The organism is Streptomyces sp. JK94 (assembly GCF_053613315.1).
Genome location: NZ_JBSICH010000008.1, coordinates 26,918 through 48,267, shown reverse-complemented (window position 1 = coordinate 48,267; position 21,350 = coordinate 26,918). Strand labels below are relative to the sequence as shown.

General features: G+C 70.8%; 18 protein-coding genes and 4 pseudogenes. 6 read left to right on the top strand and 16 right to left on the bottom strand.

The annotated features are described in order from the left end of the window. Positions 1-3 precede the first annotated feature (3 nt). Positions 4-102, bottom strand: a pseudogene (locus tag ACVV2G_RS09090) (alpha/beta hydrolase fold domain-containing protein); the annotation flags it as partial. A 280-nt stretch (positions 103-382) separates the two neighbouring features. On the opposite strand from ACVV2G_RS09090, the gene ACVV2G_RS09085 reads away from it, so the two are divergent. Continuing rightward, a complete protein-coding gene (locus tag ACVV2G_RS09085) occupies positions 383-538 on the top strand; it encodes a hypothetical protein (protein WP_010059700.1) in 156 nt (51 codons plus the stop codon). Between the two features lie 271 nt (positions 539-809). Here the strand turns inward: ACVV2G_RS09085 and ACVV2G_RS09080 are convergent. After that, positions 810-1,037 (bottom strand): annotated as a pseudogene (locus ACVV2G_RS09080) (IS3 family transposase); the annotation flags it as partial. A 660-nt stretch (positions 1,038-1,697) separates the two neighbouring features. Between ACVV2G_RS09080 and ACVV2G_RS09075 the strand changes: the two are divergent. Continuing rightward, the gene (locus tag ACVV2G_RS09075) at positions 1,698-2,435 is read left to right on the top strand and encodes a dienelactone hydrolase family protein (RefSeq protein ID WP_453842093.1); all 738 of its coding nucleotides are present in this window, start codon (positions 1,698-1,700) and stop codon (positions 2,433-2,435) included. A gap of 326 nt (positions 2,436-2,761) precedes the next feature. Here ACVV2G_RS09075 and ACVV2G_RS09070 read toward each other — a convergent pair. Next, a pseudogene (locus ACVV2G_RS09070) lies at positions 2,762-3,329 on the bottom strand (MmyB family transcriptional regulator); the annotation flags it as partial. Here ACVV2G_RS09070 and ACVV2G_RS09065 point away from each other — a divergent pair. Next, positions 3,323-3,853: pseudogene (locus ACVV2G_RS09065) on the top strand (sensor histidine kinase); the annotation flags it as partial. The pseudogenes ACVV2G_RS09070 and ACVV2G_RS09065 sit on opposite strands and share 7 nt — an antisense overlap. 264 nt (positions 3,854-4,117) lie before the next feature. Here ACVV2G_RS09065 and ACVV2G_RS09060 read toward each other — a convergent pair. From ACVV2G_RS09060 to ACVV2G_RS09050, 3 genes are all read right to left on the bottom strand, one after another. Then, entirely contained in the window at positions 4,118-4,915 is a 798-nt protein-coding gene (locus ACVV2G_RS09060) for an AfsR/SARP family transcriptional regulator (RefSeq protein ID WP_453842092.1), read from the bottom strand. 456 nt (positions 4,916-5,371) lie between these two features. After that, positions 5,372-5,974, bottom strand: coding sequence for a TetR/AcrR family transcriptional regulator (locus ACVV2G_RS09055; RefSeq protein ID WP_453842091.1), 603 nt, complete (start codon positions 5,972-5,974; stop codon positions 5,372-5,374). A gap of 176 nt (positions 5,975-6,150) precedes the next feature. Further along, positions 6,151-6,384, bottom strand: coding sequence for a helix-turn-helix domain-containing protein (locus ACVV2G_RS09050; protein ID WP_076976715.1), 234 nt, complete (start codon positions 6,382-6,384; stop codon positions 6,151-6,153). Positions 6,385-6,728: 344 nt separating this feature from the next. Between ACVV2G_RS09050 and rfbH the strand changes: the two genes are divergently transcribed. Further along, positions 6,729-8,033, top strand: coding sequence for a lipopolysaccharide biosynthesis protein RfbH (gene rfbH, locus ACVV2G_RS09045; RefSeq protein WP_453842090.1), 1,305 nt, complete (start codon positions 6,729-6,731; stop codon positions 8,031-8,033). After that, positions 8,030-9,421, top strand: a complete 1,392-nt coding sequence (locus ACVV2G_RS09040; protein WP_453842089.1) for an NDP-hexose 2,3-dehydratase family protein — start codon at positions 8,030-8,032, stop codon at positions 9,419-9,421. Before rfbH ends, ACVV2G_RS09040 begins: the two co-directional genes overlap by 4 nt. A gap of 12 nt (positions 9,422-9,433) precedes the next feature. On the opposite strand, the gene rfbB is transcribed toward ACVV2G_RS09040, so the two are convergent. The 10 genes from rfbB to ACVV2G_RS08990 are packed head-to-tail and all read right to left on the bottom strand — an operon-like array spanning position 9,434 to position 20,085. Continuing rightward, positions 9,434-10,405, bottom strand: coding sequence for a dTDP-glucose 4,6-dehydratase (gene rfbB, locus ACVV2G_RS09035; protein WP_453842088.1), 972 nt, complete (start codon positions 10,403-10,405; stop codon positions 9,434-9,436). Continuing rightward, a complete protein-coding gene (rfbA, locus tag ACVV2G_RS09030) occupies positions 10,405-11,310 on the bottom strand; it encodes a glucose-1-phosphate thymidylyltransferase RfbA (RefSeq protein WP_453842087.1) in 906 nt (301 codons plus the stop codon). Before rfbA ends, rfbB begins: the two co-directional genes overlap by 1 nt. Further along, positions 11,307-12,218, bottom strand: a complete 912-nt coding sequence (locus ACVV2G_RS09025; protein WP_453842086.1) for a putative sugar O-methyltransferase — start codon at positions 12,216-12,218, stop codon at positions 11,307-11,309. Before ACVV2G_RS09025 ends, rfbA begins: the two co-directional genes overlap by 4 nt. After that, a complete protein-coding gene (locus tag ACVV2G_RS09020; RefSeq protein WP_453842085.1) occupies positions 12,157-13,122 on the bottom strand; it encodes an alpha/beta fold hydrolase in 966 nt (321 codons plus the stop codon). The genes ACVV2G_RS09025 and ACVV2G_RS09020 overlap by 62 nt, the downstream gene beginning before the upstream one ends. Beyond that, complete coding sequence (locus ACVV2G_RS09015; protein WP_453842084.1) at positions 13,122-13,988, bottom strand: TauD/TfdA dioxygenase family protein; 867 nt, start codon at positions 13,986-13,988, stop codon at positions 13,122-13,124. Before ACVV2G_RS09015 ends, ACVV2G_RS09020 begins: the two co-directional genes overlap by 1 nt. A gap of 1 nt (position 13,989) precedes the next feature. Next, positions 13,990-15,354 carry an FAD-dependent oxidoreductase gene (locus ACVV2G_RS09010; RefSeq protein WP_453842083.1) on the bottom strand — a complete coding sequence of 455 codons (1,365 nt, stop codon included), beginning with the start codon at positions 15,352-15,354 and terminating at the stop codon, positions 13,990-13,992. Next, positions 15,351-17,066, bottom strand: a complete 1,716-nt coding sequence (locus ACVV2G_RS09005) for a prenyltransferase/squalene oxidase repeat-containing protein (protein WP_453842082.1) — start codon at positions 17,064-17,066, stop codon at positions 15,351-15,353. The genes ACVV2G_RS09010 and ACVV2G_RS09005 overlap by 4 nt, the downstream gene beginning before the upstream one ends. Positions 17,067-17,080: 14 nt before the next feature. After that, a complete protein-coding gene (locus tag ACVV2G_RS09000) occupies positions 17,081-18,097 on the bottom strand; it encodes a UbiA family prenyltransferase (protein ID WP_453842081.1) in 1,017 nt (338 codons plus the stop codon). Between the two features lies 1 nt (position 18,098). Beyond that, complete coding sequence (locus ACVV2G_RS08995) at positions 18,099-18,983, bottom strand: fumarylacetoacetate hydrolase family protein (RefSeq protein WP_453842080.1); 885 nt, start codon at positions 18,981-18,983, stop codon at positions 18,099-18,101. 37 nt (positions 18,984-19,020) lie between these two features. Next, entirely contained in the window at positions 19,021-20,085 is a 1,065-nt protein-coding gene (locus ACVV2G_RS08990; protein ID WP_453842079.1) for a cytochrome P450, read from the bottom strand. A 383-nt stretch (positions 20,086-20,468) separates the two neighbouring features. On the opposite strand from ACVV2G_RS08990, the gene ACVV2G_RS08985 reads away from it, so the two are divergent. After that, positions 20,469-21,329 carry a class I SAM-dependent methyltransferase gene (locus tag ACVV2G_RS08985; protein WP_453842078.1) on the top strand — a complete coding sequence of 287 codons (861 nt, stop codon included), beginning with the start codon at positions 20,469-20,471 and terminating at the stop codon, positions 21,327-21,329. Positions 21,330-21,350 lie beyond the last annotated feature (21 nt).

Sequence of the window (21,350 nt, the reverse complement as noted above, 5' to 3'; positions counted from 1 at the left end):
GGGATGCTCCGGGGCCAGGCGGTACTCGACCGACACGACGGCCGCCCGCAGCTCCTGCGCCCACTTCAGGACGTAGCCCAGGTTCTGCCGGGCGTGGCCCATGACCATGCCGCCCCCGTGCAGGTAGTAGAGGACCGGCAGCCGTCCCACGGCTCCGGTGGGCCGGCACAGCAGCAGGGGCACCTCGGCGGTTCCCTCGCCGGCCGGACGGGCGAGATGCTTCTCGACGAGGCAGTGCATGAACACGGTGTCGCCGGGCACAAGGATTATCGCACCGAGGTCCTGGCATTCGGAGCTGGTCGGGATCTACCGACCAAGGGACGACTCAGGCCCTTGTGAAGCGCATACGCGCCTGAGACGGAATTGACGATGGGGATTTGAAATGATCATTCTTGGGCTTATTCTGCTGATCATCGGCCTGCTTGTCGGCATGGGCCTGCTGACGACGATCGGTGGCATCCTCATTCTGGTGGGCGCCATCCTGTGGATCCTGGGTGCGACCGGTCGCGCGGTCGGTGGACGCAAACACTTCTTCTAAAGTCCGGGCGCCTCACCAACTCGCTGCGACGAGTGACTGCCCATGGCTCCCTCCTCGCCGGGGAGTGAGCCGTCCCGGGTTCCGCGGAGTAGTCCGATCCTGATGGTTCAGGCGGAATGCGGGACGTGGCCTTGACGATGCCAGAAGGCTTGCTCGTAGTTCGGCCCCCCAGGTCTGGTCGGGCCGGGAGGCGGTGAAGCCGAGGTCGATCAGGTCCGGCGGGCGGGGCGCCGACGGCTCCGGGAGGGTGGAGCGGCGGGCGCCGGCCACGGATGACGCCCTCGATGCCGAGTCCGGCCATCAGCCGCCCGACGGTGCAACGGGCCACCTCGTGGCCCGTGCGCCGAAGGGCGCGGGTGATCCGGCGGGCGCCACAGGTGCCGCCTGATTCCCCGCGGACCTGCTCGATCAGCGGCGTCAGCCGCTTGTCGCGGAGCCGGCGGGCCGGCTCCGGCCGCTCCTCGCAGGCGGAGTACGTCGACGGCGACAGGTCCAGCACCCGGCAGCCGGGATCGATCCCGAGACCTCTGTCACGCGGGTGGTCCGTCACCTGCTCGGCCTCGTCCGGGGACGGCCGATCTGCTGGGCGAAAAGCACGCCGGCGGCTTCGAGGATCTCGTTCGCCCACCTCAACTCCGCTACGCCTGTGCGGAGTTACTCCGTCCCATCCTGCTTGGCGGTGGTCAACCGGTCATCGCGTCCACCGCGGTCGGCCTCGGTTAGGCGGACCCGGTCGCGCAGCGGCCACGCGTCTCCACCACGAGCGTGCCAGTAGCCATGCCCATGCACGAGCGACCAGACCGGCTTCCTCGGGGCATTCGCGCATGACCGCGTCCTCGAAGGACCCCCTCGGGCTCCGTGCTTCCGCCGGGCAAAGCAGGCGTAATCGCGAATTCCTGGCCGCTCAGCCGCAGGAACGCGCGTTGGTGGACGGCAGAGGCTCTGCACGGACGAATTCAGGGACACCCGCCTGTCATGCGGATGTGACAGAGATACTCCCCGAAGGGGCAACGGGGTAAATCCGACAGCGCTGTCGTGGGCACGGGGTTTCTGACGGTTCCTGTGTGCCCCCGCCGTATTTCAGAGGGATACCCGCGCTGTTCTGCCAGCGGCAGAACAGCGGCCGGACCGGGCCCGACGATCACTACAGTCCAGTCTCATGACGACGATTACGACGCGCCCGGTCGAGTATCCGGCCGACGGTTTGACGATGACCGGGCACCTCGCGCTCCCGGCCGGTGTCGACCGCCGGCCCGCGGTGCTGCTCGGACCAGAAGGCATGGGGCTCAGCGACGTCGAGCGCCGCAGGGCCGATGCTCTCGCCGAGCTGGGCTACGTAGCGCTGGCCTTCGACCTTCACGGCGGGCGCTATTTGGGGGACCCCGAGGAGATGCTGGCCCGTTGCCTGCCGCTGCTCGCTGATCCGGACCGGCTGCGGGGTATCGGCCATGCGGCGCTCGACGTGTTGAGCGCCGAACCGAGGGCCGACCCCGACCGGATGGCCGCCGTCGGCTACGGCACCGGGGGCGCCGTCGGGCTGGAACTCGGGCGCGACGGCGTCAGCCTGCGCGCGATCGGGACGGTCAACGCGACTACCACGGGCCGACCGGGCGAGGCGGCGCGCATTCGCTGCCCGGTGTGGGCCGGGGTCGGGTCGGAAGACCCGATCATGGCGCCCGCGCAACGGAACGCGTTCACCGCTGAAATGCAGGCCGCGGGCATCGACTGGCGCCTCACGGTCTACGGCGGAGCCCTGCACGCCTTCCACCACCCGCCGGTCGACCACCCCACCGTCCCCGGCGTCGGCCACCACCCACAGCACGCGCAGCGAGCCTGGCGCGACGTCGTCGACCTGCTCGCCGAGTGCCTGCCCGTGACGGAGGACCTGGGGACATGACCCAGGCGAACGTGCCGGCACCAGCCCTCATCGGCCTCGGGTACATACAGTGCACTCCCCTCAAGAGCGCGCAGCGGAACAGCATGCGGGCAGGTACTCGATCGCGGAGACGTATGCGCAACTGCCGTCGTAGGACGCGTTTTACGTGGATCGTCCGAAGCGCTGACCCGGGAAACAACCGTGAGCGGCAACGATCCATGCCGAGAATCACAGACAGGCCATCTCATCTGGCGTCGACGGCGCGTGAGAGGAGCAGGACGAGTTGATGCGATGCTGGTCCTCCGCCGACCGTACCGTAAGCGCTGGACTGCCGTCGGCCTCCGCCGTCATCCGCCGGTCACGGCTGCGCTCCCGTCGGGCGGTTCGCTGCTGTCGGCACAGACGACCAGCGTCTGTTCCGGCTGTTCGGCCAGGTGAAAAAGCGGTGCACGCATAATCGGCGACTCCCCGGCGCGAGTGACGTAGCCGTTTGCGACCGCTGTGCCGGGCCTGCACCTCGTACGGCGGCCACCAGTCCCGTACCTCTGGGCTGCCCTCGTTCAGGTCCTCGATCAGCCGGGTGTACCGCGGGTCGCCGGAGTGGCGTGCCGTCGGCGTCCGAAGCCGGCCGAGCAGGCCGCGTGCTTCGGGTTCCCAGTCGACCAGGATGTCCCGGGTCACCGGTTCGAGGAACACCCAGCGCGCGAAGTCGGCGGGCCGGTCCGCCTCGGTGATGAGCCTCGGGAACAACTCGTGGGCTGCCTGGTTGTGGCTGAAGACGTCATAGGTGCCGCCGATGTACGCCGGGTTCGGCTGGAGCAACAGGGGGACGGCGCCCGCCTCGGCCGGGAGCGGCTCGCGTTCCTCGGCCTCGGCCGTAGGTGCGTGACCGGCAAGCTGAAGAAGATGCCACCGGCATGACCCTGCAGAGCGCCGGACGCCGAGTCCAGGACCCCATGGCCTCCGAACGGATCCTGCGGGCGGTGGACGATCTCGACGAAACCATCAAGATCATCAGGTCGACGATCTTCGGTCTGCGCTCCCGCGACGACGACGCGGCGCCCGGCCTGCGTTCCCGCGCGGTGCGCGCGATCGGCGAGGCCGCCCCGCTCCTCGGCTTCGCTCCCAGTGTCCGCATGGAGGGCCTGCTCGACACCCACGTGCCCACCCGGACCGCCGACCACGTCATGGCCGTCCTCACCGAGTCCCTGACCAACGTCGCCCGGCACGCCGACGCCGACCGCACCGACGTCGTGCTGGAGACGGATGGCAAGCAGGTCCGCCTGACGGTCACGGACAACGGCGTCGGCGTCCCGGACGGAGGCCGCCGCAGCGGTCTGACCACCATGGCCGAGCGAGCGCAGAGGCTCGGCGGTGGCATGGAACTGGAAAGCCCGGGTGGGAAGGGGGCGCGGCTGGTGTGGCACGCGCCGCTGGCCGTGCCCGAGCCGGACCACCATCCGCGTGTGCCCACGTGGCCCGTCGGCCGGGAGACCGCCGGAAGCCCGGCGCAGGTCGGGTCGTTCCACGGCCTTGCAGGAGTGACGCGCGCACTCCGCGCCGGGCAGTCGGCAGAAGTACGGGTTCCAGGGCCCGGCCGGCCCGCAGCCGGTCCGTCCGCCGGTCAGCGAGGTGCGGTTGCGGCTGCTGGAGACGTACCGCGGCCGGCCGCCCACGCCGGCCCGGCCGCCACCTGCCGGTGGTCAACGGCCGGACATCGCCAGTGGTAACGACATCAGGTGCATGTCGCCCGAGAGGATGGCCCGCTGCAGATCCTGCAGCGGGCGCCCGGGCTCGAGCCCCAGCTCGTCGTTGAGCGTCTTGCGCACCGACTGGTACACCTTCAGCGCGTCCGCCTGCCGCTCCGAGCGGTAGAGCGCCAGCATGAGCTGGCGGTGGAACGCCTCGCACATGGGGTTCTCGGCGATGAGGGCGTACAGCATGCCCACCGCCTCGCGGTGCCGGCCGAGTTGGAGCTGGCACTCGACGAGCATCTCATGGCACTCCCGGCGGATCTCGGTCAGCCAGGTCGAGAAACCGCCGATGATCGGGCCCTTGGCGCCGGTTCCGTCGCCGCTGTGGCCCAGGATCGGGCCGCGCCACAGCGCGAGCGCCTGGCTGAAACAGGATGCGGCCTCGTCCGTGCGCTGCTGGCGGAGCAACGACCGCCCCACGTCGACGAGTTCGAGGAAGATCTGGGTGTCTATCCGGTCGTCGCCCTTGTGCAGCACGTAGCCCGGCGCCCGGGTCTCGACGGGGTTGCCACTCGCGCCGCGCAGCTTCAGGAACTTGCGGAGCTGGGATATGTACACGTGCAGGCCCGCGGCGGCGCGCCGTGGCAGGTTCTCGCCCCAGATCTCCCGCATCAGCTGTTCCGGGGAGACCAGCTGGTCCGCCCGGATGAGCAGCACCGTGAGGACGATCTCCACTTTCCGGGCATGAAGCGTGAAGTACGTGTTCTCGTCCCGGACGCGGAGTGGGCCCAGCATCTCGTACCTCACCGGGTGCCCTCCCCTGCTGTCGTGGATATGAGGGGGCGGCGACCGCCGGCCGATGCGCCGGAGTGGGGAAGGTCCGGGACAAGGGGTGGGGGGGACGTAGACACGATCTATCCCTTCGCCAGGAACGCTGACAACGGTGTCACCACACTGCGGAGCCGGTCCGGATCATGCACAGATCAAAGACTAAACGGCAATGTAGATAAGGTGACACCGGGGCGGAACGAGACATTACCTATTCTTTGTCACGCGACTTTCGGACGCCAAGGAGGGCGCCGTTCCGGGGAGAATTATTACGTCCTGTTGGTTGCATATGGCGAGACGCCGCTGACCTGCGAGATCATCATGGCTTCGGTAATGGCCGGAAAAACGCTCTGTTCTCTGAGGGTGGTCGGAGTCGGAGTCGTCGGCGCCGCGGTGGTGGCTTGTTGTTTTCTGCCGCGCGCCGTGCGGAACGCCCTAAACCGGTCGTCGCTGGACGGCGTCGGTGATCACCGCGGTCACCAGCTTGTCGACGGCGCCCGTGGCCGACGGGTCGGAGTCGCGGTCCGCGAACAGGAGATGGCCGCCACCGACCAGGGAGAGCGTGAGCGAGTCGATGTCGGCGTCGGCCGCGATACGCCCCAGGTCGCGCTCGTCGGCGAGGTAGGCGGAGATCGCGCTCGAGGCATGGGTGAGGATCGCGATGCCGCCACCGGGCATCACCTGCCGCAGCCGGGCGCGGAGCTCGTCCCGGAACGTGATGAGCGGGATGATCGCCACCGGCACCGGCCCGAACAGGGTGAACAGCGCACTGGTGAGGTTCTCCGCCACGGTGCCGGTCCCGGCCGACTGGCGCAGCGCGCCGGCCTCCTTCTCCAGCCGCCCGGCCCGGTCGAGCACGAGGTCGGTGAGGAAGGCGTCGAAGTCACTGAAGTGCCGGTGCAGGACGCCCTTGGCGCAGCCCGCCTCGTCGGTGACGGCCCGGCCCGTCAGGCCGTTCGGACCGCTGCGCAGGAGCACACGCTCGGCGGCGTCGAACAACTGCTGTCTCGCGTCGCGAAGGTGCACTCCAGTCGGCACTCGCCCGTCCTCTCGTACGCCGGCCCGCCTGCGCCCGGTCGTCGCCCTCTGAGCGCACACCCATCAAGATGGGCATCTGCCCATCTTACCGTGAGGCAACACCAATGTCTCCGGCCAGGGCATACAGAAGCCGGCGACCCTCTGAAAGGGCCGCGCCCGCCACGACGCGTCGGGATTCATCCGGCGACGATACCGGCGGCGACCGCCAGACCGACCAGATGCGATTTGGTGCTGGCCCCGACACGGCGCCGCGCCTCAGTGAGGTGTTCGTCCACGGTGGTCTTCGAGATGCCGAGCCGCCGGGCGGTCTCCTTCGCCGTCAGACCCAGGGCCGCGAGCCGCACCACCTCGGTCTGTCTCGGCGTGAGCGCGTGGGCGACATCTGAGATGTCCGGTTCGAGGATGGTCATTCTGGTCCTCTCTCGTGCTCAGGCTCTGGGAGGGGCTCGACGTGCTTCGGAAGTGCTCTGCGGTTGCGGACGGTGACGGTGCGTCACATCTCGGGGGCTGCGCGTTTTGTGGCCATCCTGAAGGGCGCCCCTAAAGCTGTTCTTGCGCGAGTCTTGCGCCGGCCGGTCGCCGGATCGCACCTCGGGCCCGGGTCTTCAGCGCGGCGGGCAGCCCCACGCAAGACCGGGCCTAGGCCGGCTTTAGCCGCTCGGGCCACACTGTGCCGGGCCGCCCGCCCGTGCATCGCGTGCCGGCCAACTACCGCCTGCCCCCGCAACGCCCACGGCGACGGCGAGGAGAACCCATGAGTGACCGGCTCGCGCACATCCTCGACGAGGTACGTCAGTACCACCGAGAGACCAGTGACGACAGGGAATTCATCCCCGGCGTCACGGAGATCTGGCCGTCCGGGGCCGTGCTCGACGACGCGGACAGGGCGGCCGTGGTCGAAGCGGCCCTGAACCTGCGGATCGCGGCGGGCCGATCGGCCCGCACGTTCGAATCGGCTTTCGCCCGGCGCATGGGCCGGCGGAAGGCGCATCTCACCAACTCCGGTTCCTCGGCGAACCTGCTGGCCCTCACCGCCCTCACCTCACCCCAGCTCGAACAGCGCAGGCTCGTGCCGGGCGACGAGGTGATCACGGTGGCGGCGGGCTTCCCCACGACCGTCAACCCCATCCTGCAGAACGGCCTCGTCCCGGTCTTCGTCGACATCGACCTGCGCACGTACAACACCACCGCGGAGCGCGTCGAGAAAGCCATCGGGCCCCGCACCCGGGCCATCATGATCGCGCACGCCCTCGGCAACCCCTTCGAGGTGGCGGAGGTGGCCCAACTCGCCGCGGAACACGACCTGCTGCTCATCGAGGACACCTGCGACGCGGTCGGCAGCACCTACAAGGGACAGCTCGTGGGCACCTTCGGCGACCTCGCCACCGTCAGCTTCTATCCGGCCCATCACCTGACGATGGGCGAGGGCGGCTGCGTGCTCACCTCGAACCTGGCCCTGGCCCGGATCGTGGAGTCGCTGCGGGACTGGGGCCGGGACTGCTGGTGCGAACCGGGGGAGAGCGACACCTGCCACAAACGGTTCGGCTACCAGATGGGGACGCTACCGGCCGGCTACGACCACAAGTACATCTTCTCCCACGTGGGCTACAACCTGAAGGCGACCGATCTCCAAGCCGCACTCGGCCTGACCCAGTTGGACAAGCTCGACGACTTCTGCGCCGCGCGGCGGCGCAACTGGGCACGGCTGCGCTCCGGCCTCGCCGAGGTGCCCTGGCTGCTGCTGCCGGAACCCGCACCCGGCAGCGACCCGAGCTGGTTCGGCTTCGTCATCACCGTCGACCCCGAAGCGCCCTTCAAGCGCGCGGAGCTCGTGGACTTCCTGGAGAACCGCAGGATCGGCACGCGCCGGCTCTTCGCGGGCAACCTGACCCGACACCCCGCCTACCTCGGCCGCGAGTTCCGCGTCTGCGGTGAGCTGACCAACAGCGACATCGTCACCGAGCACACTTTCTGGATCGGCGTCTACCCCGGCCTCACCGAGGAGATGATCGACTACGTCATCGCCTCCGTCATCGAGTTCACAGGGGCCCACAGGTGACCGTGCCCGGCTCCATCCGGACCGCGCCGCGGCTCAGGGCCCGGCGGGCCGTCGCGCTGCCCGACCGGATCGCCCGGTCCGCGGCCGCGCCGGCCGGCGACAGCGCGGACGAGATCCGCCAATGGCTCGGGCGGCGCCGTGCGCAGGCCTCGTTCGCGGTCGACCGCATTCCTTTCGAAGCGCTGGAGGACTGGTCGTTCGCCCCGGAGACCGGGAACCTCGCCCACCGCAGCGGCCGGTTCTTCACCGTGGAAGGGCTGCACGCCGCGATCGGTGAACATCCCGAGCGGACGGAGTGGCACCAGCCCGTCATCGTCCAGTCGGAGGTCGGCATCCTGGGCATCCTCGCCCGGGAGTTCGACGGAGTGCTGCACTTCCTGATGCAGGCCAAGATGGAGCCGGGCAACCCCGGACTGCTCCAGCTCTCGCCCACCGTGCAGGCCACGTACAGCAACTACACCAAGGTGCACAAGGGCGCGGCCGTCCGCTACCTGGAGTACTTCACCAGCCCCTCCCGGGGCCGCGTCCTCACGGACGTGCTGCAGTCCGAGCACGGCGCCTGGTTCCACCGCAAGCGCAACCGCAACATGATCGTCGAGACGAGCGGCCCGGTACCCGAGCACGAGGACTTCCGCTGGCTCACCCTGCGCCAGCTCCATCAGCTCCTGCGGCACGACAACACCGTGAACATGGACGCCCGTTCGGTTCTCGCCGCCCTGCCGGTGCGCGGCGCGCCGCACGCGTTGCACTCGGACACGGAGCTGCTGTCCTGGTTGGCCCTGCGCCGGGCCGCGACCCCGATCCGCAGCGAACGCATCCCGCTCGCCGGCGTAGCGGGCTGGACGCGCGGCGCCTCCTCGATCGACCACGACGACGACCGCTACTTCCGCACCGTGGCCGTGTCGGTACGGGCGAGCAACCGCGAGGTCGGCCACTGGACCCAGCCGTTGATCGAGCCTCGAGGTGAGGGCGTGGTCGCCTTCGTCACCCGCACGTTCGCGGGCGTGCCGCACGTGCTGGCCCGGGCCCGCGCCGAAGGCGGCTCCACCGAGGTGGAGCTGGGCCCCACGGTCCAGTGCCTGCCCAGAAGCCATGCCCATCTGCCCGTCGCGGAGCGACCGCTCTTCCTCGACCTGGTCACGAGGGCGCCCCGGTCGCGGGTCCGCTACAGCGCCCTGCACTCCGAGGAAGGCGGTCGTTTCCTGAATTCGGTGAGCCGCTACCTCGTCGTGGCGGCCGACGAGGGCGACGCGCCGCTCGACGCGCCACCCGGGTTCTGCTGGGTCTCACGGGACCAGCTCGCCGCGCTCACCCGGTACAGCCACTACGTCAACGTCCAGGCACGCACCCTGCTGTTGTGCCTGAACGCGCTGGACGAAGACGCCTGAGCCGGTACCCGCTCACCGTCCGGGGCCACCGGCGAGCGGTTCCCACCAGGAGCGGTGGTCCCGGTACCAGGCGACCGTCTCGGCGAGCCCGGACTCGAAGTCGCGCCGGGGGCGGTAGCCCAGTTCGCTGCGGGCCTTGACGTCGAGGATCGAGTACCGTCGGTCGTGCCCCTTGCGGTCCGCCACGTGGCGGACCTGGTCCCAGGTGCCGCCACAGGCCTTGAGCAGCAGCTCCGTCAGTTCGCGGTTGGTCAGCTCGGTGCCGCCGCTGAGGTTGTAGACCTCGCCCGGACGCCCGCCGGTGCGTACGAGATCCACCCCGCGGCAGTGGTCCTCGACGTGCAGCCACTCCCGTACGTGCCCGCCGTCGCCGTACAGCGGTACTTCGTCGCCCGTCAGGAGCCGGCAGACGAAGAGGGGGATGATCTTCTCGGGGAACTGCCGCGGCCCGTAGTTGTTGCTGCACCGGGTCACCCGGACGTCCAGGCCGTGGGTGCGGTGGTAGGAGAGAGCGATCAGATCGGAGCCCGCCTTGGACGCCGCGTAGGGGGAGCTGGGGCCGAGGGTGTCCTCCTCGGTGAAGCGGCCGGTGGCGATGGACCCGTAGACCTCGTCGGTGGACACGTGCACGAAGCGGCTGACCCCCCGGCGCAGGGCCGCGTCGAGGAGCGTCTGGGTGCCGGTCACGTTGGTGCGTACGAACGCGTCCGCGCCGACGATGGACCGGTCGACGTGGGACTCGGCCGCGAAGTGCACCACCTGATCGGTCCGGGACATGAGACGGTCCACGAGCGCGGCGTCGCAGATGTCTCCCTGGACGAAGCTCAGCCGCGGGTGCGTGACGTCCAGGTTGTCGAGCCTGCCCGCGTAGGTCAGTTTGTCGAGCACGGTGACATGGGAGACCTCGGCGGGGCCGGGCGCGAGCAGCATCCGGACGTACGCGGAACCGATGAAGCCGGCCGCGCCGGTGACCAGCAGACGCATCACTCCTCCATGAGCTCGGCGGGTGTCGGGTTGAGCCGGTGGGCGAGGGCGCTGCGCATGACGTACTGGCCGTAGGGCGAGCCGTCCATCTCGGCGCCGAGGCGGTAGCAGGCGTCCGCGCCGATGAAGCCCATGTACATGGCGATCTCTTCGACGCAGCCCAGGCTGATGCCCTGGCGATGCTGTATGTCCCGGACGAACCGGCCCGCGTCGAGCAGCGATTCGTGGGTTCCGGCGTCCAGCCAGGTGACGCCCCGGCCGAGCCACACCAGGTCGGCGCGGCCCTCGGCCAGGTACGCGCGCAGGACGTCCGTGATCTCCAGCTCACCGCGCCTGGAAGGGCGCAGCCCGCGGGCGATGTCCGTCACCGTTTCGTCGAAGAAGTACAGGCCCGGGATCGCGAGGTTGGAGCGCGGCTGCTCCGGTTTCTCCTCGATGGAGACGAGCCGGCCCTTCGCGTCGATCTCGGCGACGCCGAAGTGCTGGGGCTCGGCGACCTGATGCCCGAAGAGGACACAGCCGCGCAGCTTGCGCACCGTCCTGCGCAGCATGGAGGGCAGCTTGGCGCCGTGGAAGAGGTTGTCACCGAGGATCAGGGCGCACTCCTCGCCCGCGATGTGCGGGGCGCCGACGAGGAAGGCGTCGGCGACACCCCGCGGTTCCTCCTGGGCCGCGTAGTCGATGCGCATGCCCAGTCTGCTGCCGTCGCCGAACAGCCTGCGGAACAGCGCGAGTTCCGCGGACCGGGCGATGATGAGGACGTCGTCGATGCCGGTGAGCATGAGCACGGACAACGGGTAGTACACCATGGGTTTGTCGTAGACCGGAGCGAGCTGCTTGGAACCCACGAGGGTGAGGGGCTGAAGCCGGGTCCCGTTGCCGCCCGCCAGGATGATGCCCTTCACCGGCGCGATTTCTCGTAGAGGGCCTGCCAGAGATAGCTCCAGGGAAGGGCGCGGCCGTCATCGACGCAGGTCCAGGCGGAGCCCGGCCGGTACCCGTCGACGAAGACGGGGACCGCGGCCTGCACCGCCTCGCTGTCGTGGATGTCCAGCAGCTGTCGCAGGGGCCCGTTCTCCAGCGCCATCCGTACGGCCTCCTGGCCCTGCAGATAGCCGTCCAGGCTCTGGTCGATGTACTTGCCGACCGGGTTCTTCACGTAGAAGGCCGAGCAGGTGGCGTCGATCAGGTCGAGATAGGACCGGACCGTCTCCGGAGCCATCTCGGTCATCGAGTGGATGTTGATGCACAGGTCGAAACGCTCCGAGCGCAGGGAGGTGTCCGTCAGGCTCTCGACCTCGATGAAATCGATCAGCTTGAAGCGGGACTCGTCCAGGACCTCGCGCAGATAGGCCCTGCTCAGCTCCAGCGTGTTCTTCAGGTCGACGATGCAGTAGCCGGAGAGATCGTGGTTGGACATGATCATGTGGCACGTGCGTCCGTAACCGGCGCCGATCTCCAGGACCCTGGCGCCGTCCAGGCCGATCGCGCTCTCGATGAAACCGACCTCGAACGTTGCCTGCAGGTAGTCCAGGCAGAGCGTCTCGCCCTGGCACCGCACGGTGATCGGGCCGCCGATCTCCCGGTTGGGGGTCCTGCTGATCCGCGCCAGTTCCTGCGGGGTCAGCGCCATACCGAGGTTGTATGCCAGCGTCTTGAGGTAGCGGACCCCGTTCGTCGACGGGTCCCAGAGGGAGAGCTTGAAGTTCCTCGGGTCGGACTTCAGCTGCGTCAGGTCGGCGCCGGCGTCCTCAGTGATCCAGCGCTTCTGTATGCGCTCCCACTGGCGGCTGGCCTGGAAGGTGTGTTCCATTTCGCTCCATCCTGGTCCGACGATGCGGTGCGAACGCCTCGCGCAGCAGATCGGCGAAGGGCTCCGGGCGTTCCTGGAAACCGGTGTGTCCCGCGGGGAAGGTGGCCAGCGGGGTGTCGAGCAGCTCGGCGAGGGCCGCCGCGGTCCGGTGGTAGAGCTGCCCCCGGGACGTCGTGCCACCCGCCACGGCCACGGGCACGGACGCGGCCCGCAGCGCGTCGAGGTGGGGCCGGTAGCGCGTGGTGGGCTGGAGAATGCGGCCGAAGAAGCGGTCCAGGATCGCCCGGACGTCCTTCGGCGGCGTGTACGGCGCACGGGTCGACGCCTGCCCGGCCGGAGGCGGCGAGGCGAAGCCGACACCGGACAGGGCCGAGTACTTGCGCAGGGCCACGTCCCGGCGCCCTGCGGCGTAGTCCTCGCAGAGATCGTCGATGGTGGCCCGCACCTGCCGCGCGTCGGGCAGCAGCTCGGTCACCGGGGGCTCGTGTGCCACCAGGCTGCGCACCGCGTCCGGATGCCGGGCGAGCAGGGCCAGACCGGTGGTGGCTCCGCCGCTGTTGCCGAACACATGCGCCGGTCCGGCGTCCAGCTCCGCTATCAGCCGGTGCACGTCGTCCGCGGCCAGCTCGGGCGGGGCCGGCTGGTCCGGGTCGCTGAGGGTGCTGCGCAGGATGCCGCGGGGATCGTAGGTCACGACGGTGAAGTCCGCGGCGAGCAGGGTCGCGAGGGCTGTGAACCCCCTGCTGCCCATGGGCGAACCGATCATCAGGAGCAGGGGGCCGTGGCCGCGTACGTCGTAGCACAGCCGCGCCCCCGGCACGTCCAGGGTGCGGGTCGTGGTGGTGACGTGGGCCGGGCTCTCCTCGTCCGCGCCCTGCCGGGCGCCGTCCGTCGCCGCGCCCATCAGTACGCTTCCTTGGCGTTGACCCAGTCCGGTACGTAGCGCTGCCCCGGCACCGGGCGGTAGTGGTCCCAGCGGGGCTCGTCGCCCGAGGGGGTGTCGCCGAGCACCACCACGCGCAGGCCCCGGCGGTGTTCGGAGTAGTCGTCGACCGCGTAGTGCTGCGTGACCCTGTTGTCCCAGATCGCCACCGAACCCGGCCGCCACTGGTAGCGGCAGATGAACTCGGGGGAGGTGGAGAAGCGGTACAGGTACTGCAGGAGCGAGTCGCTCTCGTTGCGGTTCAGCTGCGCGATGTGCGAGGTGTGGGCCCGGTTGACGAACAGGGCCCGGCGGCCCGTCTCCGGGTGGACCCGCACGACGGGATGCTCGGCCTGGCTTTCCAGGCCCGGGATGCGGATGGAATGGACGGCGGTGAGCCCGTCGAGCAGATCGCGCAGCGGCGCGGACAGCCCCTCGTACGCCAGATACTGGTTCGACCACATCGTGTCGCCGCCCTGCGGGGGACCGTCGACGATCTGCAGGACGGTGCCGATGGGCGGGTTCGGGGCGTAGGTCATGTCGGTGTGCCAGATCGGGATCTTGCCGTTCTGCTCCGAGTCGATGATCTGGATCTGCGGATGCCCGTCCAGGTGAGGCAGGTAGGCGTGCTCCTCCAACTCGCCGAACCTGCGGCCGAAGGCGATGCGTGACTCGGCCGACCAGCCCTGCTGGTCCGGAATGAAGATCACCAGGTGCTTCAGCAGCAGCCGTCGCAGCTCGGCGAAGTCCGCGTCGGAGATGTTTTCGAGGCGTACGCCGTGGATCTCGGCGCCCAGCGCACTGGTGAGCGGCCTGACCTCGAAGGCCGTGGTGGTGGTGTCTGACACGTCAGTCCCTCTGTCCGTTGTCTCGGCCTGCCGGGGTTTCACTGCCGGCCCGGTTCCCGGCAGATCGCGGGGGTGTGAACGACCGCGCTCGCAGATCGGGTACGAGCCCCAACTGCACGAGCCGGTCGAACCTGGTGAGCGGGCGCATACCGAGGCCCGACATGTTGTACGTGGTCAGATAGCTCAAGCGGCGGCTTCTGGCGGTGCCGCGCATGAGGCGCCGGCCCATGACCCGGCCGCCGCGCGAGGTGCTGGTCATCATGCGCGCCGCGTTGTGACTCATGACGTGCACGGCCTCGATCCTGCTCATCCGGTCGTCCTCGTAGCCGCGCAGCGCCCGGTCGACGGCGGCGCCGTCGGCGAGGTCGACGTCCGCGAGCCGGGCCGCCAGCCCCTCCGCCTCGTCGATCGAGGTGTTCATCCCCTGAGCCGCCAGGGGATGGACGACGTGCGCCGCCTCCCCGAGCAGGACGATGCCGGGCCGGACGAGCGCCGGGGCCCGGTACTGCCAGACCGGCAGCAACTGGCGGTGTTCCAGGTGCTCTTCGAGCAGCCCCGCGATCGGACGCAGCGCGGGTACCTGATCAACGAGCCCCGCGCACCAGCGCCGCAGCTCGGCCGGTCCGGCCCTGCGGAGCTCGTCCGCCCCCACCTGGACGTAGACCCGGATCCGCGCGTCCGGCAGCGGATAGAGCATGACCAGGCCGCGGTCCGTGACGTGGGCCGACACCTCGTCGTCCACCGGCAGCGTGCCGGGCAGCTCGAAGGAGAGCAACCGGTGGTCGTACGCGACGGGTTCGGCGTCGATCCCCGCGAGCCCCCGCAGGCGCGAGGACATGCCGTCGGCCGCCACGACCAGGCGGGCCCGGATGTCGACGGCCGCGCCGTCCACCATGGCGCGCACCCCCGAGACACGGCCCCCGCCGTCCGTGGTGAGCTCCTTGACCAGGACACCGCGGCGCAGGCGTACCGTCGGGCCGAGCGAGGCGGCCATGCACTCCAGAATCGTCGAGTAGCCGTGGGCGAGCATCCAGGGCCGCTCGCCGCCGAGCGTCGCGAAGTCCATGGCCATCAGCTCCTCCCCGTCGGCCGTGCGGGCGACGAGGCGGCTCAGCCGGACCGCCCCGCTGGCTTCGAGGTGGCCGAGCGAGCCCCACGTGTGCAGGGAGTCCAGGGACCCGGGCTGGAGCACCTCGCCCTTCCAGAGGGAGGGCTGGGTCGGCCGCTTGTCCACCAGGGTCACCCGCAGACCCAGTTGGCCGAGGGCACAGGCCGCCGCCGTCCCGGCGACCCCGGAACCGCAGATCAGTACGTCGGTGTCGAAGGCGGTGTCCGGCGGGCGGCCGGGGCCGTGTCCGGTCGTCACGACGGCTCCCGCTGCGCCACCGGGCCGGCGGCGAGGGCGCTGCGGTAGGCGCCCAACGCCCGCAGTACCAGCCCGTTCCCGATCAGGCCGTCGGCGTAGTAGGCCAGGCGCCGGATGTGCAGACAGACCGGGTTCGCGTCCCAGAGGCCGTCGTCGCCCTGCGCCGAGACGATCCATTCCGCCGCCCGCCGCAGCCGGTCGTCCTGCGCGGGCAGACCGGCGGCGAGCAGGCCGCGCAGGGCCCAGGCGGTCTCCTCGACGGTGCCCCGCGACGGATCGTCGCCGGGCTCGCCGGTATCGCCCGGACCCCAGGAGCCGTCGGGCAACTGCCCTGCCAGGAGGGCCTCGCGGGCGCGCCGCGCCGCGGGGCGGTCGCCCACTCCGCCGCGGGCGAAGGCCACGAGCGCCGTGGCCGTCGCCGCGGTGAGGCCCCGGTACCACAGGCCCTCGTAGGTGCCGTCGGGCCGTTGGGCGGCGAGCAGCCAGTCCAGGGCCTTGACGATCCTGGGGTCGCCGCGGGACAGACCGCCGTCGAGCAGGGACTCGACGCACTGGGCCGTCGTGTAGGGGCAGGGGCCGTCGTTGGCGAGGTGGGTGTCCGGGACGAAGGTCCCCCACGAGCCCCGGCCGTCCTGCCGCGAGACGAGCCAGTCGAGACCGGTCCGCAGGTGTTCCGCGGGCTCCTCGCCGCCGGTGGGGGTGAGCGCGGCCAGCACGTTGGCGCTGTCCAGGAAGTTCGGCCATCCGTGGGGGCCTTCCCAGCCCCAGCCGCCCGGCGGCGCGTCGTAGAGAGGGAACGCCCGGTCCTGCTGGCACCCGCGCAGCCACTGCCGGGCCCGGGCCAGCCGCGGATCGTCCCGGTAACCCGCGTCCGCCAAGCCGCGGGCGACGTAGGACCCGCCGATCAGGTCGAGCCCCTGCATGATGTGCCAGGAGCCGTCAGGCCGTACGTTCGACCGCAGGTAGCCGACGGTGGCGGCGATCATGTGCGCGGGGGCCCCGGTACGGCACAGGCCGATACAGACCACGGCGGCGAGCCAGTTGTCCCCGCCGTATCCTCCGCGGTCGTTCTCCCCGCGCTCCATCTCCCGGAGCAGGCGCAGCGCGGTCGGCCGGGCCAGCCGGTGCAGCAGCCCTCCGACGCCCTTCGGGGCGGCTTCGTGGGCCTGGATGAACGCCATGGCCACGAAGGGCGCGGCCCGGAAGGAGAGCCGGGGCCGCCAGAGCCGCCGGGGCAGCAGCAGCAACTCCAGAGGGATGCGCCGCGATCCGCGCAGGCTCCGCAGCCCGGCCAGGGCGAGGAACGTCGTGGCCATGTGGACCATCCCGGGGTCGGCGAGCGACTCCACACCGCCGAGCGACCTGATCCGGTCCAGCGCACGCCGCGCAGGCTCCCCGGCCGTCCGCGAAGCCGTCAGCGTGAGGGCCGACGCCGTCACCACGGTGGGCACCAGCTGCGAGGCGGCGTGGGGCACTCCGCCCCAGCCGCCGTCCGCGTTCTGGGCGGCCACCAGCCACTGGACCCCCCGTTCGATCAGTTCGCGCGAGCGCTCCGGGTCGGCGAGGTGCAGGGCGACCACGGCGCCGGCGGTCCCCAGGACCGCGGTGGGGCGGCGGTTCGGCCAAGAGCCGTCGGGACGCTGGATCGCGAACAGCGCCTGCACGGCGCGCGCGACCGAGCTCTCGACCCGGCTGTCCACGTCTGAGCACAAACGAACCGTCCTCCTCAGGAAAAGCGGGCCGGTGCCGCCGCCGTGTCCCCGTCGGGGCGGGCGGGGGCGCCGTGCGGGAACTCGTGCCGGGCACGCATGGCCTGCTGGGTGCTGAGCGTGACGGCGAGCATCGGAGCGAGGATCCCGATCGCGACGAGACCGCCGAGGCTCGGCACCAGGAACACGGTCGCCAGCACCATCCGTTCGACGACCAGGACCTCGTGCGACCGCAGGGCTAGGTGGGCCGCGGGCTCGGGTCCGGACGCGTACAGCATGCCGAAGGCACCGCCGCCGAGTCCCGCCGCGACCAGGAGTGTCACGAGGCCGCCCTCCCGGTCGCCCGCCATGGTGAGCAGGCCCGCCGCGGCCACGGAGACGGCCAGCGCGTAAAGCCCCGCCGCCGTCCGGACGGCCGTTCGGGGCCCGCGGCGGACTGGGAATGTGGCGTATCCGCCCGCGCGGTCACCGGCGACGTCGCGCAGCGCGCCGACGAGATTGGACGCGGCGTCGTGCGCCCAGAACACCGGGACGAACAGGAGGATCCGCGCCGGCGGGAGGTCCGAGGCCGTCATCGCCCCGAAGACGAGCGCCCCGCCGGTCAGCGATCCGCGCACCAGATTGCCCAGCAGCCCCCTGGCCTTGAAGAAGCCGTTGTAGGCCAGCGCCCCGCCGATGCCGGCCGCGGTCACGACGAGGGTGCGGTGGTTGACGACGGCCGCCGTGACGACGGCGGCCGCGGCCAGGACGGTGCCGCAGCATACCGCCGTGCGGGGGCGGACCAGGCCCGAGGGAATGGGCCGCTGCGGCTTGCTGACCGCGTCGAGCTCGCGGTCGAGGTAGTCGCCGAGATAGTGCGCCGCGACCCAGATCAAGGTGGGTACGGCCCAGGCCGCCGCCAGCCGCGCGTCGTCGTGCCGGTCGCCGGCGATGGTGTGTCCGGCAAGGCCGACCAGGCCCACGTACCAGAGCGTGTACGGTCGCCAGGTGTGCACATGGGCCATGAGCGTGGCGCCGAGCCCGTGCCCGCCCACCTCAGGCGCTCCTCGTGGCCGGACGGTCCGTGACGCCGCCGGCCGGCCCGCCGCCGTGCACCGTCGAATCGGGCGCCCACGGCCGGTCGGACGCCGCGCCGACGGTGTGGCACAGAGTGCCGATCCCCGCCAGGGACACCTCGACCCGGTCGCCCACCGACAGGGGGCCCGAGCCGGTCGGGGTCCCGGTGAGGATCACGTCGCCGGGAAGCAGCGACATGTGCCGGCTGACCACCGCGACGATCTCGTGCACCGGGGTGAGCAGGCCGCGGGTGCCGCCGTCCTGGCGGACCTCGCCGTTGACCCGGCAGGTGATCGGTACGTCCGCCGGGTCGAGATCGGTGGCCAGCCACGGCCCCAGCGGCGTGAAGGTGTCGAAGTGCTTCGCCCAGACCGGCGGGCGCCCGCTCGGTTCCTCCGGGGCCCTGCGCACGTACGCGGTGAGGTCGTCGGCGCAGGTGTATCCGGCCACGACCTCCGCCGCGCGCTCCGCAGGGACACCCTTGCAGGCCGTCCCGATCACCACCGCCAACTCGGCCTCGTGCCGCAGCTCCCAGGGCTCTCCCGGATGGCCGACCACGGCTCCGTGCCCGGCCAGCGTCGACGGCGGCTTCAGTACGACGGCGCAGGACGCGGGGTCCGCGGGGCGCCCGGGGCCGGCCGGCGGCCCCTGCGGCGCGTAGTTGAGCGCGACACAGACGATCTTGCTCGGCTCGGCGGGCGGCAGCAGCGTGACCGCGCTGAGCGGACGCGCCGGACCGATGTCCTCGACCCAGCGCCGGGCCCGGCCGTCGTACCGTACGGGCGCGAGGAGGTCACCGTTGTCCTCGTGTACGACGCGCCCGTACCCGCGCCGGCCGTGGTCGGCGTATCTGCAGATCAACACCTGTGTGCTCCCTGTTCACCAGCGCAGACGGTGGGTCTTACCAGGCGACCGGCAGCTCCTTGAGGCCCAGCGTCACGTGCCCGCCCCGCCAGCCGAGGCTCTCCAGCGGCACGGCCGGCCGCAGGTCCGGCAAACGCCGCAGAAGCGTCGAGAAAGCCGTCTTGAGTTCGAGCCGTGCCAGGGCCGCCCCCAGGCAGTGGTGCGCGCCGTAGCCGAACGCGAGATGCGGGTTCGGCCCGCGCGTGACGTCGCAGCGTTCGCTGTCCGGGAAGACCGTCTCGTCGCGGTTGGCCGCGTTGACCGACACCTGGACCAGGTCCCCCGCGCGGATCTCCTGCCCGCCCAGCCGCACCGCCCGGGTGGCCACCTGGACGCGGTTGACGTCGATGACGGGCTGGTAGCGCAGGATCTCCTCGACGGCGGGGACGACGAGGTCCGGGTCGGCGCGCACCTTGTCCAGCTGGTCCGGGTTGCGGAACAGCCGCACCATCCCGGCGCCGATCGCGGTCTGGGTCGTCTCCAGGCCGCCCGCGAGGACGACGACGGTCAGCGACAGCAGCTCCTCCATGGACAGCGCGTCCTCGCTTTCGTGGGCGTGGACCAGCCTGGTCAGGATGGACGCCTCCGGTGCGAGCCCGCCGCGCAGCGCCGCGCGTTCGACCGGCATCCGGCGAGCGATGTAGGCGCTCAGTTCCTGCCACGCCCGCTGGTCGGGGCCGCCGTCGCCGAGCGTGGTGATGCGCTCGCACCAGCCGCTCAGCACGTGGCGGTCCTCGACGGGGAAACCGAGCAGCTCGCAGATGGCGAGGGCGGGCAGCGGAACGGCCAGATGCGCCACGAGGTCCGCCGGTGGCCCCGTCTTCTCCATGGCGTCGATCAGTTCGTCGGTCCACGCCTGGATGCGGGGCGTCATGGCCTCGATCCGCCGGGCTGTGAAAGCCTTGGCCACCAGGGCGCGCAGTTCGTTGTGGGGGCGGCCGTCCATGTTCACCGACCGTGCGCCGCCCGGTGTTTCGCCGGCCTGCCGGGCGCGCTCGCCGATGACGTCCCGGGTGAAGCTCCGGTCGCTCAGCACGGTCCGGACGTCTTCGTTACGGGTCACCAGCCAGGCCTCTTGCCCATCTGCCAGCAGCACCCGCGGAAGCGTTTCCCGGCGGCTCAGTTCGACCAGGCGCGGATGCAGTTCGCCCGCGGAGTCCGCGGAACTGAGAAAATCAAGAACACGGTCCATCGTCGGAAATCCGATCTGGGTGATCCGCGTGAAAAGAAGCCCTCATGGCTTCGCGAGGGCGGCTCGGGCGGCCCTCGTGACGTGGCATCACCCTGGCAGCTGCCCGCGGTGCCGGCCATCCCCGATTAGTGGGGGAGTGCACCGGCGACGTAGCACGCGTGATCGCGGCGTGGCCATCCCCAACTTCTCCCGGTTGTCCACGCCCGGGCCGTCCGACATCGTGACCACTCGATTACGGAAAGGCGGTACAGCCTGTGCCCGACACGCGAGTCTCTTTCTCCGAGGACGAGTTCTCCGGGAACGCCTTCTCCAAGGATGGATTCTCCGAGGACCAGCTTCCGCAACAGCGGCGGGTGGCGGAGGGTTTCGGCGCGGACCCCGCGCGATACGACCGGACCCGGCCCAGCTATCCGGAAGCCCTGTTCCACCGCATCGTCGGAGCCCGCACCGGGCTCGACGTCCTCGACGTCGGCTGCGGTACGGGTATCGCGGCCCGGCAGTTCCAGGCGGCCGGCTGCACGGTGCTCGGAGTGGAACCGGACCCGCGGATGGCCGGGTTCGCCCGGGGGCGCGGGCTCGAGGTCGAGGAGTCGACGTTCGAGGACTGGAAACCGGCCGGCCGGTCCTTCGACGCGGTCGTCGCCGGGCAGACCTGGCACTGGCTGGACCCGGCGGCCGGTGCGGTGAGAGCGGCCCAGGCGCTGCGTCCCGGCGGGCAGCTGACGGTCTTCTGGAACGCGGAGGTCCCGCCGCCCGAGGTGCTGCGGTCCTTCGGTGAGATCTACCGGCGGGTGGTGCCCGACTCGCTCGTCGCACGCCAGTGGACGGCCGGCACCCTCGACGGATACACGATGCTGAGCGGCAAGGCGGCCGACGGGATGCGGCAGGCCGGTGTCTTCGACGCGGCGCAGGAGTGGCGCTTCCACTGGGAGAAGCCCTACACCCGGGACGAGTGGCTGGACCAGATGCCCACCCACGGCGACCTCGGTCAGCACTCCGCGGACCAAGTGGCACAGGTGCAGGACGGCGTCAGCGCCGTCATCGACGCCATGGGCGGCGGCTTCACCATGGGCTACACCACGGTCGCGGTGAACGCGGCGCTGACCCCCGCGTGAACGCGTACGAAGGGACGACCG